The organism is Prochlorococcus sp. MIT 0801 (genome assembly GCF_000757865.1).
Taxonomy (GTDB): Bacteria; Cyanobacteriota; Cyanobacteriia; order PCC-6307; family Cyanobiaceae; genus Prochlorococcus_B.
The window spans coordinates 1,613,863-1,629,985 of the sequence record NZ_CP007754.1; the positions used below are offsets into that span (position 1 = coordinate 1,613,863).

General features: G+C 36.7%; 23 protein-coding genes. 12 read left to right on the top strand and 11 right to left on the bottom strand.

What is annotated here, in order from left to right:
- The first annotated feature begins 129 nt into the window (after positions 1-129).
- From EW15_RS11385 to EW15_RS10950, 4 genes are all read left to right on the top strand, one after another.
- The gene (locus EW15_RS11385) at positions 130-273 is read left to right on the top strand and encodes a hypothetical protein (RefSeq protein WP_011295192.1); all 144 of its coding nucleotides are present in this window, start codon (positions 130-132) and stop codon (positions 271-273) included.
- A 127-nt stretch (positions 274-400) separates the two neighbouring features.
- Entirely contained in the window at positions 401-556 is a 156-nt protein-coding gene (locus EW15_RS11390; RefSeq protein WP_197049677.1) for a hypothetical protein, read from the top strand.
- A gap of 149 nt (positions 557-705) precedes the next feature.
- Complete coding sequence (locus tag EW15_RS08735) at positions 706-1,335, top strand: 2OG-Fe(II) oxygenase (RefSeq protein WP_038654200.1); 630 nt, start codon at positions 706-708, stop codon at positions 1,333-1,335.
- Positions 1,336-1,606: 271 nt separating this feature from the next.
- Entirely contained in the window at positions 1,607-1,747 is a 141-nt protein-coding gene (locus EW15_RS10950) for a hypothetical protein (protein WP_156095778.1), read from the top strand.
- A 574-nt stretch (positions 1,748-2,321) separates the two neighbouring features.
- Here the strand turns inward: EW15_RS10950 and EW15_RS08745 are convergent.
- Entirely contained in the window at positions 2,322-2,528 is a 207-nt protein-coding gene (locus tag EW15_RS08745; protein ID WP_011295386.1) for a hypothetical protein, read from the bottom strand.
- A gap of 354 nt (positions 2,529-2,882) precedes the next feature.
- Here EW15_RS08745 and EW15_RS08750 point away from each other — a divergent pair, with 354 nt between their 5' ends.
- A complete protein-coding gene (locus EW15_RS08750; RefSeq protein ID WP_038654205.1) occupies positions 2,883-3,392 on the top strand; it encodes a hypothetical protein in 510 nt (169 codons plus the stop codon).
- Positions 3,393-3,434: 42 nt separating this feature from the next.
- Here EW15_RS08750 and EW15_RS11705 read toward each other — a convergent pair whose 3' ends face one another.
- Positions 3,435-3,545: a chlorophyll a/b-binding protein gene (locus EW15_RS11705; protein ID WP_156095779.1), complete on the bottom strand. Its 111-nt coding sequence runs from the start codon at positions 3,543-3,545 to the stop codon at positions 3,435-3,437.
- Between the two features lie 193 nt (positions 3,546-3,738).
- On the opposite strand from EW15_RS11705, the gene EW15_RS11395 reads away from it, so the two are divergent.
- The gene (locus EW15_RS11395) at positions 3,739-3,882 is read left to right on the top strand and encodes a hypothetical protein (protein WP_197049678.1); all 144 of its coding nucleotides are present in this window, start codon (positions 3,739-3,741) and stop codon (positions 3,880-3,882) included.
- A gap of 2 nt (positions 3,883-3,884) precedes the next feature.
- Here EW15_RS11395 and urtE read toward each other — a convergent pair whose 3' ends face one another.
- The 8 genes from urtE to ureE all read right to left on the bottom strand — a co-directional run bounded on the left by urtE (position 3,885) and on the right by ureE (position 10,868).
- The gene (gene urtE / locus EW15_RS08755; protein ID WP_038654207.1) at positions 3,885-4,592 is read right to left on the bottom strand and encodes an urea ABC transporter ATP-binding subunit UrtE; all 708 of its coding nucleotides are present in this window, start codon (positions 4,590-4,592) and stop codon (positions 3,885-3,887) included.
- A complete protein-coding gene (gene urtD / locus EW15_RS08760) occupies positions 4,592-5,344 on the bottom strand; it encodes an urea ABC transporter ATP-binding protein UrtD (RefSeq protein WP_038654209.1) in 753 nt (250 codons plus the stop codon). Before urtD ends, urtE begins: the two co-directional genes overlap by 1 nt.
- The gene (gene urtC / locus EW15_RS08765) at positions 5,341-6,468 is read right to left on the bottom strand and encodes an urea ABC transporter permease subunit UrtC (protein WP_038654211.1); all 1,128 of its coding nucleotides are present in this window, start codon (positions 6,466-6,468) and stop codon (positions 5,341-5,343) included. The genes urtD and urtC overlap by 4 nt, the downstream gene beginning before the upstream one ends.
- Before the next feature lie 3 nt (positions 6,469-6,471).
- Positions 6,472-7,629 (bottom strand): urea ABC transporter permease subunit UrtB, encoded by a 1,158-nt coding sequence (gene urtB / locus EW15_RS08770; RefSeq protein WP_038654213.1) that lies wholly within the window; start codon positions 7,627-7,629, stop codon positions 6,472-6,474.
- Positions 7,630-7,706: 77 nt separating this feature from the next.
- Positions 7,707-8,984, bottom strand: coding sequence for an urea ABC transporter substrate-binding protein (urtA, locus tag EW15_RS08775; protein WP_038654216.1), 1,278 nt, complete (start codon positions 8,982-8,984; stop codon positions 7,707-7,709).
- Between the two features lie 142 nt (positions 8,985-9,126).
- A complete protein-coding gene (gene ureG, locus EW15_RS08780) occupies positions 9,127-9,735 on the bottom strand; it encodes an urease accessory protein UreG (protein WP_038654218.1) in 609 nt (202 codons plus the stop codon).
- Positions 9,735-10,406 carry an urease accessory protein UreF gene (locus tag EW15_RS08785; RefSeq protein WP_038654219.1) on the bottom strand — a complete coding sequence of 224 codons (672 nt, stop codon included), beginning with the start codon at positions 10,404-10,406 and terminating at the stop codon, positions 9,735-9,737. Before EW15_RS08785 ends, ureG begins: the two co-directional genes overlap by 1 nt.
- Positions 10,407-10,427: 21 nt before the next feature.
- Entirely contained in the window at positions 10,428-10,868 is a 441-nt protein-coding gene (gene ureE / locus EW15_RS08790; RefSeq protein ID WP_038654221.1) for an urease accessory protein UreE, read from the bottom strand.
- 102 nt (positions 10,869-10,970) lie between these two features.
- On the opposite strand from ureE, the gene EW15_RS08795 reads away from it, so the two are divergent.
- From EW15_RS08795 to ureC, 4 genes are read left to right on the top strand one after another with little or no spacing between them, the layout of a single operon-like run.
- Complete coding sequence (locus EW15_RS08795) at positions 10,971-11,894, top strand: urease accessory protein UreD (RefSeq protein ID WP_038654222.1); 924 nt, start codon at positions 10,971-10,973, stop codon at positions 11,892-11,894.
- A 49-nt stretch (positions 11,895-11,943) separates the two neighbouring features.
- A complete protein-coding gene (locus tag EW15_RS08800; RefSeq protein WP_011295398.1) occupies positions 11,944-12,246 on the top strand; it encodes an urease subunit gamma in 303 nt (100 codons plus the stop codon).
- An 8-nt stretch (positions 12,247-12,254) separates the two neighbouring features.
- Positions 12,255-12,575: an urease subunit beta gene (locus EW15_RS08805; protein WP_038654224.1), complete on the top strand. Its 321-nt coding sequence runs from the start codon at positions 12,255-12,257 to the stop codon at positions 12,573-12,575.
- A gap of 1 nt (position 12,576) precedes the next feature.
- Complete coding sequence (gene ureC / locus EW15_RS08810; RefSeq protein WP_038654226.1) at positions 12,577-14,286, top strand: urease subunit alpha; 1,710 nt, start codon at positions 12,577-12,579, stop codon at positions 14,284-14,286.
- Between the two features lie 23 nt (positions 14,287-14,309).
- Here the strand turns inward: ureC and EW15_RS08815 are convergent, their stop codons facing one another.
- Entirely contained in the window at positions 14,310-14,537 is a 228-nt protein-coding gene (locus tag EW15_RS08815) for a DUF1830 domain-containing protein (RefSeq protein ID WP_038654228.1), read from the bottom strand.
- 156 nt (positions 14,538-14,693) lie between these two features.
- Here EW15_RS08815 and EW15_RS08820 point away from each other — a divergent pair, with 156 nt between their 5' ends.
- Both EW15_RS08820 and EW15_RS08825 read left to right on the top strand, forming a co-directional pair.
- The gene (locus EW15_RS08820; protein WP_038654230.1) at positions 14,694-14,873 is read left to right on the top strand and encodes a hypothetical protein; all 180 of its coding nucleotides are present in this window, start codon (positions 14,694-14,696) and stop codon (positions 14,871-14,873) included.
- A gap of 199 nt (positions 14,874-15,072) precedes the next feature.
- Positions 15,073-16,098 carry a porin gene (locus EW15_RS08825; RefSeq protein WP_225866561.1) on the top strand — a complete coding sequence of 342 codons (1,026 nt, stop codon included), beginning with the start codon at positions 15,073-15,075 and terminating at the stop codon, positions 16,096-16,098.
- Positions 16,099-16,123: the final 25 nt, after the last annotated feature.

Sequence of the window (16,123 nt, forward strand, 5' to 3'; positions counted from 1 at the left end):
CCAATAGATTCGCGAGAGCTGCTCGATTGCTATTGCCTAGAAAATTAAAAATCCAACAAGAGGAGTTTTTACTGATGTATAAATATTCCACGTAACTTATATATATGGTTATGTCCCCCAGAGGAATCAATGAAAAAAACAATTCTTTGGCTTCAAGAATTACTCATTTCAATGGGAAATGCTCTATTTCATCCTTATAAAGATAACTCACCTCCAAGTTTTGAGGCACAGCCTTTCAGAGATGACCCTTATAAGAACCGAGGAATTGCATAGGTTAAGGTCAAAATTGTTTTAAATTTCAAAGAGAGGTTCAACTGGGCCTCTTTTTTAGTATCCATTTACAAGAAGAGAAAGTAACGACCGAACCATAAAAAATTAGAGAATGTGCTTTAATAAGCCCATGAATACACAGATTAAGAAGAAGTTAAGCACAAGCAATTCTGGCGTTAACTTAAAAAAAACCGACAACAAACAACCTACTTGGCATTTTGAAGTTGAAGGTAGCGGTCAAAGGAAGAGATACTTAAGATCTCTTAAAGATAAGGCTGTAGCTTAATTTATAGCCTTTTAATAAAACAACTTCATCTAAATCAAACAGACCGCTAGCCAACCAAAAGAGGGCAGAAGTCCATATAGGATTTTTATTGAAATGGTACTTTCAAGGGATTTAAAGTATCCAGAGCCCGAAAAACCCTTAAAAATTCTATGAATTTAATAGCTAGTTATAGGAATAAAGGTTTTGAATCTGTTGCTGATGGTGTGATGTCATTTTTTGATCGTCGCACAGACTTGCATCGCAATGGAATCGCCTTCAGTAATGGATCAAATAATGATTCAGAACCTGCAAAAATTTCAACTGATATCAGCCTTGTATCCATAGATCGTACTGACCCAGAAGCATTTGCACTCTCTGAGGTCATTATAAGAGGAGTCGATGCTGGGCTTCAAAAATACCTCCAAGATCGTCCTCTTTTAAGTAAATGCTCCCCAGAACAATCACTATTTGTCAATCCAATTTTCAACATACAACGATACGCCCCTGGAGAAGGATTTAAGAAATGGCACTGTGACTGGACGATTAGCGAAGAAGCAACTGAACCGGTTCATAGAGTTTTAGCTTGGATTCTCTATTGCAATGATGTCGAATCTGGAGGTACAGAATTCCACTGGCAGGAACATCATGAGACAGCTGAAAGAGGAAAATTAGTTATTTTCCCTGCGGGATTGACACATATACATAGAGGCAGAGTTAACAAAATTCATTCCAAAACAATTGCAACTGGTTGGATAAATGCAGGTTCAAGAGACTCATACATTTCCAGACTGGCAAGTTAATTAATAGAAAAATATTCTTACACAGTTATTTTTCAAGATATAGACAAGATTGTTCCATCTCTCCATAGAGTCCATAAGCAATAATTTTTACCCAATCAGACTTTATGCTTGAAAAGACAAAAAGTTTCTGATCTAAATTGATAATAATTTTTGAAGAAACTTCAACAGATTGAGAATGAATTGTGTATTATCTACAAACGTTCAGCTCTATCCGAGTCGCAGTTAGATTCAAGCCATGGAACGGGGACTTGAACAATGACAATTTTTTCTAATGGCTGAACTAACTTACAGAGGACTTAAGTACTCTCAAAATAAATCTGCTAAAAGCTCTCAAGAATTGCACTTGCAATATTGTGGTCATGAAATCATGAGTAAGAGAATCCATGAAGCCATGAAAGCTGAAATGGGTTGAGAAAGAATTAAAAAAAGTCTTTCCATTAGTTAAATATAGTTTTTAATTATATATTTGAATTTTATTATTTACAAACTAAATAATGAAATAGCTTACAAACATATTGAATCAATCACTACAGATATAATTTAATTAATGCCTTAAAAGTAAACATTATTCAAATTTAACATGCAATATGAGCCGGGGACGATAGATTGCCATGTCTTCCTAGACTGCAAAGAGCAAATAGAGAAGATGCTACTTAGATTAGACAAAGTAGAGAATACTGAGCACATTTGCAACCAACTTCAATCTGTTTACCAACAAATAGAAGGTATGCATGAGTTAAAGAAAGTTAAACGAAAAAAAATTTATACTAATTAAGCTTTAAGCAAATAAATTCAAAACTTACTTTAATTTTTTATAGATTTTTAATTCTGTATCAATTATGTCTTAACTTATTTAAGTAAATTAACTATAACTGTTTTATCAGAAAACCCGTTCCAAAGTTTTCTGTAGGGAGGTCACAACTACTGGGAAGGGTTTTGACCTCCCTCTATTTTTAAAGAAAAAAGTTATTAATTTAATAAATTTACTAATTAAATCCTAATTTCAAAGTTCCCCAAAGATCAAAGGCGCCAAACAAAAAAGCTATAAAAACCAAGTCCCATGCTTTCTGTTTAATAGCCCAAGGAGCAAAAAATACTTCACCAAGGCCATGAAGAGCTGCTCCTATTCCTAGATGATCTAAAACCAGAAGACCATGAGATAATAAAAATAATCCGCTCGCAAAGTATCTCAAAAAGGTATCGTAGGTTATGCGTTTAATTTTTTTTTATGTTCGAAAAAGTGATCGCTGTTTCGGGAAGAGATTTAAAGGTTTTGACCATCAAGTCAACCAAGAGTTTTTTATTTTTAATGCCTGATTTAGTCATAACCTAATAGCTTATTATGGTTAAATTTATAAATATTTTTTATAATCTTGTGTATCATTAATTGCTTTGTGAGCTAAATAAAACAAATCATATTTGATGGCTTTTAGTATATTTAAATACTATTACTCTTGCCTCAAAGATAATTAATTCGATCAAAGTGAATCAATTAATACAGTTAGATACATTTATTCACGTAATATTCGGTACAAATAAAATTTTTAATGAAACTCAATTTTGTACCGGTTAATATTTTTCGAGAGACTCCTGAAGTAACTTTTTTAGATGCCAGTGTTCAAGATTCAAATGGTAGTGACGTTGTTATTCATAGAGGAGGAGCAACTTCACCACCTGATTTAAATAGCTTCGAGCAATATTATGTACACTATCATCAAACAGATAATAATCTGGTACTTGAGGGAGATAGGATTTTCACGCTATTAAATCCTCTTTGGGATGAACCTCATCATATAATTTATCTCAATAGATTCATGGGTGCACTACAAATACCTATAGGTACTTTTCATAGATCAATATCTGGAAAGGATGGAAGTATTGTTATCAATCAGGCAATCAGAGATAAACAATTTGAGGCGAAAACAGAATTTAATCCTATAAGTATTGAAAATAGAATTGATCTACAAATAGCAAAGTCTAAAGAACCTATTATCTGGTTATGGAAAGATGGAGAAATTAAGCGAATAAAAGATTCTCTATTCCTGAAAGTAGCTTAACTTGAGTATTCCTTAAAAAAATTAATTAAATAGATATAGTATCTAAGAAATATTTATTTTAAATACTATTTCTAGGAATAAAACAAATAATACAGTTGTCATTGCAATCCTGCCATGAACTATTTCAGTTTTGCTTAGTCTCTCGAAAGACATGAACTAAAAACAAGCTAGTCAGGTTATAACAAAGTAAATAAATCGAACAAGTATCCAAAAATGCTTTTTTCAGGTTAATTAAATTATTCAATTTTATTTATAAAAAAAAGACTACTACCCAAAAGATATTGTATCTTTTATGACAGACTAAAATAGTATGATAATTAATCATACAAAAAATATTAAGTAATAAATGAGTCCACTCTTTAAATGCCTTGGCTGTGGACAAAATATCGAAAGGTCAACAAAGACTTTTTGGAAAAAGAAAGGCCATATTCTTTGCTCTACTTGCCAAGACAGAATAGAGAAAGAGACTGCTTTCTCTCAAACAAAATAGACTTAAACACTAAGGAATTTCTCTACCACCGCTTTACTTAATTCACTAGTTGGGCCATTTGCCACTATTCCTCCACGTTGCATTGCATAATAACGATCAGCTTGCCTCACAAAATGCAGATGTTGCTCTACTAATAAAACTCCAACACCAGTCTCACTAATAATCCTTTTGACTGCTGACTCAATATCTTGAACGATATTCGGTTGTATTCCTTCAGTTGGTTCATCAAGTAAAAGCAACTTTGGTTTTCCCAGTAGTGCTCGCGCAATGGCAAGTTGTTGCTGTTGTCCACCGCTTAAGTCACCCCCTTTACGATCTAGAAATTGTTTTAAGACAGGGAATAGTTCATATACAAGTTCATCAATCTTTTTATGTTTTGCTAAACCTCCAGGCAAAGCTTCCAGTCCAAGTTGAAGATTTTCCTCGACAGTTAAATAAGGTATTATTTCTCGTCCTTGAGGAACATATCCAATTCCTGAACGAGCTCTTTGATGAGGTAGCTTTCTATTTACTAAATCTCCATTAAAAATAATCTCTCCACGCCGTGGAGTTAATAAACCTATTAAGGATTTAAGCAAAGTTGTTTTACCTACTCCATTTCGACCTATAAGACAAATCATCTCACCTTGATTGATATTCATATCAACATCTCGAAGGATATGACTCTCGCCATAATATGTATTCAAGCCTTTTATCTGTAGCATAGTCATTATTCTTCCTCCTCAGATTGTCCTAGATAAACCTCTATCACCAAAGGATCTTTTTGTATTTCGCTCATAGAGCCTTCCTTCAATACATGTCCTTGGTGTAAAACACTCACAGGGCAATCAAGTCTACGAATAAATTCCATATCATGATCAATAACTAAAACAGTATGATCACCCGCTAGAGATTTAAGAAGATCAGCAGTTAAATCTGTTTCTTCATCAGTCAAGCCAGCCACAGGTTCATCAACTAGTAACAGGTCAGGGTCTTGTCCAACTAGCATAGCGATCTCAAGCCATTGTTTTTGACCATGAGAGAGAGCTCCTGCCCTGATATTGGCTTTTGATTGAAGGTTCACAATGCTCATCAAATGTTGCATTTGATCTAATTGCTTAACCTTTAAATTATCAATCAATAATGAAAAAGGAGTTTTAGGCCTGCTAACTGATAGAGCTAGATTTTCTCGAACAGATAGATTTTCAAATATCCTAGGACTTTGAAATTTTCTTCCGATCCCTTTACGCGCTATACGAAACTCCTTTTGACCAAGCAACGATTTTTCTTTAAAAATCACATCACCTTTTGTCGGTAATACTTTGCCAGTAATTACATCTAAAAATGTAGTTTTACCAGCGCCATTGGGACCAATAACTGCTCTAAGATCGCCTTTATTCAAAACCAGATCAAGATCTCTAAGTGCAAGAAATCCTTCAAAGCTAACTGAGATTTTTTTTAGCTCTAGCAATGGAGAACTCATGATTTCACCTCACCTTGTTCATTAACTTCAAGACTTGGATATGTCTCCAGTTTTTTAGTAATTCCAATTAAAAAGAGTAATTTCTTTAGACCTCCTTTTCGGATCCATCCAAGTACCCCTTCTGGAAGAGCTGTTACAACAAGAATAAATAATCCACCTTGAATAAACATCCAGCTTGCTGGTAATGCTTCACTCACTAAACTTTTTGCATAATTGATAAAAACAGCTCCAAGAATTGCGCCTAGCAAAGTTCCTCTACCCCCAACCGCAACCCAAACGACCATTTCGATAGAGAACGGGACAGTCATAAATTGAGGAGAAACTATTCCAGATTGAACTGTGTACAAAGCCCCTGAAATTCCAGCTAAGCCTCCTGCTATTGAGAAAATTATTGTTTTAAAAATTACTGGATTATATCCAGTGAAACGAACTCGAGCTTCATCATCTCTAATTCCGATAAGGATATTTCCAAATCTATCTCGAACAATCCACCTCGCAAAAACCCATGCAAATATTACTAAAATAGCTGATATCCAAAAGAACCATCTTTGCATTATTTCAGAACCTACCATTTGTCCAAAAAGTTGAGTTACGTCTGTTTTTAAACCATTTGTTCCATTTATCAATTTCTGTTGACCATTAAAGAAATTGAAAAAAACCAAAAGAGCCGCTTGTGTAAGGATTGAAAAATAAACACCTTTAATTCTATTTCTAAAAACTAAATAACCTAGAAGACCAGCAATTATTGCTGGAAGCAACCAAATGGAAATAAGAGTAAAAATTGAACTTTTAAAAGGTTCCCAGAAAAATGGAAGTTTTTCGACTCCATATAAACCAAAAAACTCGGGGATACCATTTGGAAATTGTCCTGAACTATTCAATTGGAGGAACATTGCAGCGCAATATCCACCAAGAGCAAAGAAAATTCCTTGGCCTAAGCTCAACATTCCTGTAAATCCCCAAATCAAATCAACTCCTAGAGCCACTATTGCAAGAGATAGATATCTACCTAAGAGATTTAATCTAAAAACAGGAAGTAATGTAGGAGCAGCAATAATTAATGCAATGATTATCACCCAAATAGTTAAGTGAATCCAACTTTTTTTTGTAGAAAAAATACTCATAAGTTAAGACTCCACCATTCTTCCTTTTTGAGGGAACATCCCAGTTGGTCGGAATTGCAAGAATATGACTATTAGTGCAAATATCATCACTCTAGCCATACTTGTTGTCGCAAAAAAATCTATTGTTGATGCCAGAGGTGAAGGCATATCTGGCCAAATGGTAAGGAGTCTCCCTGCTCCAATTAAATCAGTCATAATTCCTATAGAGAAAGAAGCAAGAATTGTGCCTAGCAAATTACCTACTCCACCAAGAACGACAACCATAAAACATCCAACAATATAATTTCCGCCAACATTTGGGCCTACTGAACCAAGAAGTGAAACGGCAACACCAGCGACACCAGCAAGACCAGAGCCAATTCCAAAAGTAATAATATCTACTGTTTCTGTTGATATACCTAAACAATCACTCATAGGTCTATTTTGAGTTACTGCTCTAATTCTCATTCCCCACGCTGTTTTATCAAGAAAGAAAATCACTACTAAAACAGATATTACGGTGATAAGGATTATTAATAAACGTGTTTTAGGAAAAGTAATTCCAACAAAATCTATTCCACCTCTCATCCAAGAAGGGGCAGTAACATCAACATTTCTTGCACTTGCGCGACTGAGTTTACTTACTAAAGAAGATAAAATACCTCCTGTTGTGACACCTAGCAAGGCAGAAAAGCCCCAGGTACATGCCCTTATTAATTTACCTTTTGCGCCAGAAAGTAAGTCATCAGAAATAAATAATGGCGAAAACAATCCAAAGAAAAGTGCTACAACCAAACCACTTCCATAAGCCAGAGGAACACTTCTAACAAATTGTTGAAGTATTAGGCTAACTCCCCATGTAGCTAAAAGTGTTTCAAGAGGACTTCCATAGAGACGTCTAATAACTGTTCGTTCTAAAAGAATCCCAACTGTTCCACTAACTAAAAAAGCAATAAAAATAGCTACTATGACATACGAATCATAAAAAGGTTTTAAAAAAGAAACTTGTTTAAAAATTAATTGAGTTATGTATGTTGAATAAGCACCAAGCATCATCAATTCGCCATGAGCAAGATTGATGACACCCATTAAACCGAAGACAATTGCTAGTCCCAGTGCTGCGACAAGCAAAACTGAGCCAATAGCAACGCCATTAAAGAGGCTTTCAAGAAAAAGTTGCACTAGCTTGGTTGTTTTTTTAAAGAAATAAGGAGCCCGAAGGCTCCTTATTAGAATCTATTTATAAGTCAAAAATTGAATTACATCCTATATTTTTCACCTTTCTTAGGATCAGTCCAATCACAAGCATAACCTTTTGAACTTGGATGTTTTTGGTTCCATGCTTGTGGCTCAACTACTCCAGTTTCTTCAAGGATTGTAAATCCACCTTCAGAGTTGATTTCACCGATTCTCACTGTTTGAGATAGATGATGATTTGGCATAACTTCTACTGGTCCTTGTGGAGCATCGAATGTCTGGCCAACCAATGCTTCTCTAACAGCATTGTCATCAAATGTACCTGCATCTTCAACTGCCTGCTTCCAAAGGTAAACCATATTGTAAGCAGATTCTTGAGGATCAGCTACAACACGGTCGCTACCCCATCTCTTCTTAAAGCTCTTAGCAAATTTCTTTGAGGCTGGAGTATCAATAGACATCATGTAGTTCCAAGCACCATAATGCCCCTCAAGGAACTCAGGTCCAATCGTACTAATCTCTTCTTCCGCAATGGAGTAGTTCATTACGTAATAGCCATTAGAAGGAGTGATTCCTGCATCCTGGATTTGTTTGAAGAAAGCAACGTTTTGGTCACCATTCAAAGTGTTAACGATGATTCCACCATCAGGAAGAGCAACTTTTATCTTTGAGATAATAGGAGCAACTTCTGTATTACCTAAAGGAAGATAGTCTTCTCCAACAACTTTACCGCCAAGTTGTTTAACTTGAGCTTTAGTAATCGTATTAGAAGTTCTCGGGAAAACATAATCAGACCCAACTAAGAAGAAATCCCCTCCAGCAGCTGGTGAGCGCTTATACATGAAATCCGTAGCTGGCTCAGACTGCTGATTAGGAGTTGCTCCTGTATAGAAAATATTATTGGAGCACTCTTGTGCTTCATATTGAATTGGGTAATAAAGGAATGCATCTTTAGATTCATAAACTGGAAGCATTGCCTTACGACTTGCAGATGTCCAGCCACCAAAGACAACTGGTACTCCATCTTGGTCGATTAACTTCTTAGATTTCTCAGCAAAGGTAGGCCAATCTGAGGCTCCATCTTCGACGATGTATTCAATTTTATAGCTTTTACCATCGACTGTTACACCGCCAGCTGCATTGATTTCCTCAATAGCCATTTTCTCTGTATCAACAAGAGTTGACTCAGAGATTGCCATTGTCCCTGAAAGAGAATGGAGAATTCCAACAGTTACGGTGTCATCAAAGTTGCCTGAGGAATCTGATCCACCACAAGCAGTCACAGTTACTGCTAATGAGGCAGTAGCCAAACCTGCGAAAATGCGCTTTGAAAGCTTCATGAAATACGAACTAAATTTAGTTGTTTGCCCACCTTGGGGTTTAGGGAAAGTATCCAACTGAACACCCCTATTTTTGTAACCAATGAGACAGTTCTAGCTATTTCAGTAAACGAAGATAGGTTTTTGTGTAATCTGATACCTTCTAACCTTTAGAAGGTATCAGATTACACAAAAATTCTTCGATTACTTTTATGCCATCCCCTGTTTTGGTATTAGTAAAGCACCAAGGAAGATTTTTTCTCATCAATAGAGTATCTCTCTCCATTATTTTCAAGCTTGCTCCAACCATTTCAGCAAGATCAATCTTATTGATTACTAATAAATCTGAACGTGTTATTCCTGGTCCACCTTTCCTGGGTATCTTATCCCCGGCTGCGACATCAATTATATAGATACATATATCAACCAACTCAGGGCTAAAACTTGCAGCAAGATTATCTCCACCACTCTCAACAAATACTAAATCTAAAGTTGTAAATTTATGCTCTAGCTCTTCAACCGCAATGCGATTTATAGAACAATCTTCCCTTATCGCTGTATGTGGGCATCCTCCCGTTTCAACTCCCTTAATACGTTCGGGTTCTAACGCCTTTGAATTAGTTAAAAATTTTGCATCTTCTTGCGTATAAATATCGTTTGTGACTACTGCAATTTCTAATTTATCTTTTAGGTTTTCACATAGTCTCTGAATAATAGCCGTTTTCCCAGACCCTACTGGTCCAGCTATTCCGACTCTCAATTTACTTTCCATTAGCTTCTAAATAATCTTGAATAAAGTTCTATATGCGATTGTTGCGCCATAATGGCGCCAACATCGCTAATCCAAATTTCTTTCGGATTCTGTTGCAACAAGTAACTTGATTGAGACTTAATAAGTAATAAGGATTTTTTTTGAAGCTGTTGAGCTTTTGTTGGCCCTAATGACAATAGTCTTAATGCCGCACTTAATTGATTAGCTACCCAACTATATAAAAAACCCTCCACCAAATCAATTTGAGATATATCCCAGCATACTCCAGCCCAAGCCCAAGCTATCGGCCATATAAATTTCTTTTCATAATCAGGAAGAGGATGCTCTAGATCAATGAGAAGCTGCAATAGAGATTCGCCCATTTGTATTTGTTGAGATCTAACCTCTGGAGAATCTCTAAGTGAACTCAACCAAGAATTCCACTCTTCAATAACATACTTAAATTGAACATCTTTATGATCTTTCCAATTAACTAAATCTCTCATTATGTGAGCAATTGAGCTTGCCTCAATTGTTATCTGACCTCGAGAAAGTTCATTTTCAATCCAATTGAACAGTGTTGTCTCATCATATACTTTATTGTTTTGAACAAGCCACTCCAATCCTTCGGAGTAACTAAAAGCGCCAACTGGTAATGATGGGCTCATTAATTGTAAAAGCTCAAGTTTCATAAACGGAATTAATCAAACCTCCTACTCATAAGCACCTAACTCGGGAGAAAAAGCTCTTTGGAAATTTTCTATTTCAAAGCCTTGGCCTTCTAACATCTTTTTCATAATCACATCATTAAGTAAATATAACTCTTTCTCATATAACTCAATTTCAACATGTCTATTACCTAAATGATAAGCAGCTTTTAACAATTTCAATCTATTTTCTGAGCTAATTCTTATTACATCTTCATCAGCGGCCTCTATGATTACAAAGACTTGTGAATTCTCACTTTTCAATACCTCTCCAGGAATCAACCGACCTCCTCCTCTAGGCAAATTTAAAATCACATCAGTTCCATCAACAGTTGATCGCTTACCACGAAGCTGAGTCCTCTCTTTTGCAGACAAGGGAAGTAAAAGGCCATGTCCTATCACTTGAGCACTAATTCTCTTGGTAAGATAGATTAATTCGTGAGACAAGCTTCAATTCTTTATAGATTTCAATTTTATAGATTATGTCTACCAGATCAGACATTTATTATTTTCTCAAAACCAACTGAACAAAAACCATAAAGCTTTTCAATGACATCTCAATGGCATGGAACTTGTGATCTAAGGCTGTACAAGAGGCCAAAATCAAATAACAAAGATATTGTTAAAACAATTCATCAAGCAAAATGCACTGCTCCATTAAAATTAATGAGAGTATTCAATGATAAAAAAGATGGGAGATGTGAAATACCAATTCTCCATAGTGCTGGTGGAATCGTTGGAGGTGATCAACTCACAATAAATATAAACGCTGAAGAAGATAGCAGTGCTATATGTTCTTCGGTAGCAGCTCAGAAAGTTTATGGAAGTAGAGGCAGGTCAAAACTAAATCCACAAGGGAGATGGGCAAATCAAAAATGTTTTTTTCAAATTGAAAAAAATTCTGACTTTGAGTGGATCCCTCAAGAGTTAATTGTCTATCAGGGAGGTCTTTTCGAACAAAATATGACTGTTAATCTTGATCCTTCATCAAGCTTTTTGTGTGTTGATTTGGTTCGCTTGGGAAGGACTGCTGCAGGAGAAGAACTTGGTAATGGAGTGTGGAGATCATCTTTGAAAGTCTTCAGGAAGAATTCTCAAAGGAAACATTATGAATTTAGTGATCGATTAGAACTATCTGGAGAAGCTCTAAAGTCAATTCATGGCTTAGAGCAGAGACCAGTATTTGGATCTTTAACTTGGATAACACCTAAAGAAATCAAGCAAAAGGATTTGTCTGATTTATTAGTCAACTGCCGACAACAAAGAGCTGGACTTGAGGGTTTTATGACTTGCAGCCTTCTTGAAAATGGCATATCAGCAAGATACACAGGCATGTCAACACAATCAGCTCGATTTTGGTTTTATAGGATTTGGAGTCTTACTAGAATTTTAAGAAAATTAAGCTTGCCTGAATACATGAGGATTTGGCCAATGCAAGAAAATCCATCAACAGATACAAAATGTCCATCATGAACTTTTCAGCATTTCTTTGCTAGTAAAATAAAATTCTAACTATTCAAAAATGTACTTAAGTCCTCAAGAAAAAGACAAATTACTTGTAGTTACCGCAGCTCTTTTAGCAGAGCGAAGATTAAATAGAGGTTTGAAATTAAATCATCCTGAGGCTGTTGCTTGGCTTAGTTTTCAAGTACTAGAGGGTGCTAGAGATGGCAAGAGTGTCTCAACCTTAATGAACGAGGGAACTACATGGCTAACAAAAGAACAAGTCATGGAGGGTGTGCCCGAACTCATCCATGAAGTTCAAATAGAAGCTGTTTTTCCCGATGGAACGAAGCTGGTAACACTTCACAATCCAATTAGCTAACTACAATCATGTCTTATTTAATCCCTGGAGAACTCATTCCCGAAGATGGTTTTATTGAACTCAACAAAGGAAGAGAAATCACAACTCTAAAAGTGGCGAACACTTCAGATAGACCAATACAAATTGGCTCTCATTATCATTTCTTTGAGTCAAATAAAGGTCTAGAATTTAATCGTCAAGAAGCTCTCGGCAAAAGATTAGACATCCCAGCTGGTACTGCTATCAGATTTGAGCCAGGTGACCAAAGAGAAGTTAATCTTGTTCCTTATGCAGGAGACCGTAAAATTTTTGGGTTTAACGGACTTATAAACGATTCACTTCAACAATAAAATGCCTTTCAAAATTTCTCGCCAAGCCTATGCAGAGACTTATGGTCCTACTAAAGGCGATCGCATTAGACTTGCAGATACAGACTTAATACTCGAAGTTGAACAGGATCATACTCACTATGGAGACGAAGTTAAATTTGGTGGAGGCAAGGTTATTCGTGATGGGATGGGACAATCACAACAAAGTAGAGACAATGGAGTAGTAGATACAGTTATCACCAATGCACTAATTTTAGATTGGTGGGGAATTGTTAAAGCTGATATTGGCATTAAAGACGGGAAGATTTCAGGTATAGGGAAAGCTGGTAATCCTGATACTCAAGCAGGTGTCAACATTATTGTTGGAGCCAGTACAGAAGCAATCGCAGGAGAAGGAAACATTATTACTGCTGGAGCAATTGATAGTCATATTCATTTTATCTGTCCACAACAAATAGAAACTGCTTTAGCTAGTGGGGTCACGACAATGCTCGGAGGAGGGACAGGTCCAGCAACTGGTACTAATGCAACAACATGTACACCAGGAGAATTTCACATCTCAAGAATGCTGCAATCTGCAGAGGGATTTCCTGTTAATCTGGGATTCTTTGGGAAAGGCAATGCAACTAACAAAGCAGCACTAGATGAACAAATAAGAGCAGGTGCTTGTGGGTTAAAACTTCATGAAGACTGGGGAACGACACCGGCCTGTATTGATTCCTGCTTAAGTGTTGCAGATCAACTAGACGTTCAAGTTTGTATTCATACAGATACCCTAAACGAAGCTGGTTTTGTTGAAGATACAATTCAGGCAATAAAAGGGAGAACAATTCATACATTCCATACCGAAGGAGCTGGAGGGGGTCACGCTCCCGACATTATCAAAATTTGTGGAGAATCAAATGTGATTCCCAGTAGTACAAATCCAACTAGGCCTTTCACTCTAAATACTCTTGAAGAACATTTAGACATGTTGATGGTTTGTCATCATTTGGATCCCAAAATTCCAGAGGATGTTGCTTTTGCTGAGTCAAGAATACGTCGGGAAACTATTGCCGCTGAAGACATACTCCACGATTTAGGAGCCTTTTCTATTATTGCTAGTGACTCCCAGGCTATGGGTAGAGTCGGGGAGGTGATTAGCCGGACTTTTCAAACTGCTCATAAAATGAAAGTTCAAAGAGGAGCTTTACCAGAGGATAATCAAAGAAATGATAATCATCGCCTGAAAAGATATATCTCAAAGGTAACTATTAATCCAGCGATAGCTCATGGAATCAGTGGTCATGTTGGCTCGGTAGAAGTTGGAAAACTAGCAGACTTAGTACTTTGGAAGCCTGGCTTTTTTGGAATTAAACCTGACTTAGTAGTTAAAGGAGGATGTATCGCATGGGCTCAGATGGGAGATGCAAATGCCTCCATTCCGACTCCACAACCAGTCCATGGTCGTCCAATGTTTTCTTCCTTTGGAAAGGCGATAAATCCTACATGCCTGACTTTCTTAAGCGAGAGCGCAATAGACGCTGGTGTCCCTGAACGACTCAAATTGGAACGCTCCTATGCTCCCGTTAAAGACACAAGAAAAATATCTAAACAATCAATGAAACTAAATGATGCAAGACCCAAAATCGAAGTAGACCCCCAAACATATGAAGTTTTTGCAAATGGAGAGCTTTTGACTTGTGAACCAGCTGAATCACTACCACTTGCGCAAAGATATCTATTGCTTTAATTAATATGAAATTTCAAAAGATCTTAAGCCACTAGCGAATCTTCATTGTTAGAAGCCGTTATTCGAAGGCGTTGTTCTAAATTTGGTCCATATGACTCTATGCCCCAAATTTCCAACTGAGAACCTTCTGGTGCCATAGATGAGAATACTTCTTGAGGGAAAATAGCTCGTTCTAGAAAAAATCTATCCGGTCCAATGCACTTAAGTATAACCATGCTAGAAGCAATGTTTCTGTAAGAAAAATCGACCATAACCCACAATTATTTGTTGAAATTAAAACAAATAAATAAAAAAGTATTTGTAATTTTTTATACAAAACATATAGGTGAAAATATAAACTTTTTCTTAATATGTCCAACGCGAACGCCCCCATTAAGAGCAATTAGTTATAAAAAATGTAAAAATTCATGATCTCCTCAGAAACAAGAACAAGAATAAAAAATATACTAAATCGAATAGAAAGCAATCAATTAGTTACGCTAGAAGAAAGAATTCTCCTTAATAAATTATCCAATATTTCTCCCTTGATATCAGGATGTGTTGTATCTGCATTAGGAGCAGAAGCTAGATCTATAGACAATGAATAGTTATTACAGTCATGGGAGCACAAGTTCCAGTGAGATAGTTCAAAACAAATCAAGACTATCCTTAATCAAAAAATATTCAATCAAAACAATAACTTAGAATAATTCCATAACGTATTCAAAAATACAAAATAATTCCTAACTATGTTACAAGCAATACGCCCAATTTAGTTACTTAAGATAAATATAAAGTGTTTTTAATTTGTGTGAGGACACAATGAAACTTTTTCAGCGTTTGCTGGTAGCTCCTGCTGCATTGGGCCTTATGGCTCCAATAGCGGCTAATGCAGATACTGCATTTTCATCAACTACAACTCTTTCTGGTGGTGCTTATTTCACTGTTGGTTCTGTTGCCGACGGCGGAACAACTGACAAGGAAGAAGAGCTTTATATGCAATACGCATATGGCCTGGACGTAACTTCCAGTTTCACTGGCGAAGACATGCTTTATATGGGCATGGAAACCGGAAATGCTAGTGGACCTTTGGCAAGCATGGACAGCGCAACTAGTGGCACCGGTGCTATTACATTGCACTCTCTCTACTATGCATTCCCAGTTGGCGATCTTTCAGTAACTGCTGGTCCTTTGGTTGACCAAGATGATGTTGTTGCGGCAACAACTTCTGCTTACTCAGATGCTTTCAGACTAGGCAGCATGCCTTATTCTCTAGCTGGTAGCGAAACTGGTCCTGGACTTGGTGTTGCTTACTCTAATGACAACGGTGTTGTTGCTTCTGTAAGTTTCGTTTCTGTTGGTGGTAACGATTCAACTGTTGGAATCGGTGCTGACAATGGTGATGATGTTTCAACATTCACTCTTGGCTATAACGGCGACGGATTTGGCGGTGGTCTAGTGATCGCTTCTAACGACGGCGAAGCTGGAACTACTGGATATGACACATTTGGTGGTGGTATCTACTACACCCCTGAGTCAATCCCAGCAACTATCAGCATTGCTTACGACACAAAAGATCCAGAAGGAACAGCTAAAGACGAAACCGATCTATTCATCGGTATCGACTATGAAGTTGGTCCTGGAACACTAAGTGCTGCTTACAATGAAACTGATGTTGACGGTGGTAGCGATAAGGATGTAACAGGCTTTGAAGTCTCTTACACTTATGCAGTGAACGACAGCGTCACAATCACTCCTGGTTTCTTCACTGTAGAAGACAATACTGGTGATGATGACTCTGGTGTTGTTGTTGAAACTGTATTTAGCTTCTAAACTTTTAAAGCTAAATCCTAATAAA

Excerpts from the sequence above, each read along its gene's own strand:
- urtA (WP_038654216.1), bottom strand. The coding sequence starts at position 8,984 with ATGAAGCTTTCAAAGCGCATTTTCGCAGGTTTGGCTACTGCCTCATTA.
- ureG (WP_038654218.1), bottom strand. The coding sequence starts at position 9,735 with ATGGAAAGTAAATTGAGAGTCGGAATAGCTGGACCAGTAGGGTCTGGG.
- urtD (WP_038654209.1), bottom strand. The coding sequence starts at position 5,344 with ATGAGTTCTCCATTGCTAGAGCTAAAAAAAATCTCAGTTAGCTTTGAA.
- EW15_RS08785 (WP_038654219.1), bottom strand. The coding sequence starts at position 10,406 with ATGAAACTTGAGCTTTTACAATTAATGAGCCCATCATTACCAGTTGGC.
- urtC (WP_038654211.1), bottom strand. The coding sequence starts at position 6,468 with ATGAGTATTTTTTCTACAAAAAAAAGTTGGATTCACTTAACTATTTGG.
- EW15_RS11385 (WP_011295192.1), top strand. The coding sequence starts at position 130 with ATGAAAAAAACAATTCTTTGGCTTCAAGAATTACTCATTTCAATGGGA.
- EW15_RS08800 (WP_011295398.1), top strand. The coding sequence starts at position 11,944 with ATGTACTTAAGTCCTCAAGAAAAAGACAAATTACTTGTAGTTACCGCA.
- EW15_RS08750 (WP_038654205.1), top strand. The coding sequence starts at position 2,883 with ATGAAACTCAATTTTGTACCGGTTAATATTTTTCGAGAGACTCCTGAA.
- urtE (WP_038654207.1), bottom strand. The coding sequence starts at position 4,592 with ATGACTATGCTACAGATAAAAGGCTTGAATACATATTATGGCGAGAGT.
- ureC (WP_038654226.1), top strand. The coding sequence starts at position 12,577 with ATGCCTTTCAAAATTTCTCGCCAAGCCTATGCAGAGACTTATGGTCCT.
- EW15_RS08805 (WP_038654224.1), top strand. The coding sequence starts at position 12,255 with ATGTCTTATTTAATCCCTGGAGAACTCATTCCCGAAGATGGTTTTATT.
- EW15_RS11390 (WP_197049677.1), top strand. The coding sequence starts at position 401 with ATGAATACACAGATTAAGAAGAAGTTAAGCACAAGCAATTCTGGCGTT.
- EW15_RS10950 (WP_156095778.1), top strand. The coding sequence starts at position 1,607 with ATGGCTGAACTAACTTACAGAGGACTTAAGTACTCTCAAAATAAATCT.
- EW15_RS08815 (WP_038654228.1), bottom strand. The coding sequence starts at position 14,537 with ATGGTCGATTTTTCTTACAGAAACATTGCTTCTAGCATGGTTATACTT.
- EW15_RS08795 (WP_038654222.1), top strand. The coding sequence starts at position 10,971 with ATGACATCTCAATGGCATGGAACTTGTGATCTAAGGCTGTACAAGAGG.
- EW15_RS08820 (WP_038654230.1), top strand. The coding sequence starts at position 14,694 with ATGATCTCCTCAGAAACAAGAACAAGAATAAAAAATATACTAAATCGA.
- EW15_RS11395 (WP_197049678.1), top strand. The coding sequence starts at position 3,739 with ATGAGTCCACTCTTTAAATGCCTTGGCTGTGGACAAAATATCGAAAGG.
- EW15_RS08735 (WP_038654200.1), top strand. The coding sequence starts at position 706 with ATGAATTTAATAGCTAGTTATAGGAATAAAGGTTTTGAATCTGTTGCT.
- EW15_RS11705 (WP_156095779.1), bottom strand. The coding sequence starts at position 3,545 with ATGTCTTTCGAGAGACTAAGCAAAACTGAAATAGTTCATGGCAGGATT.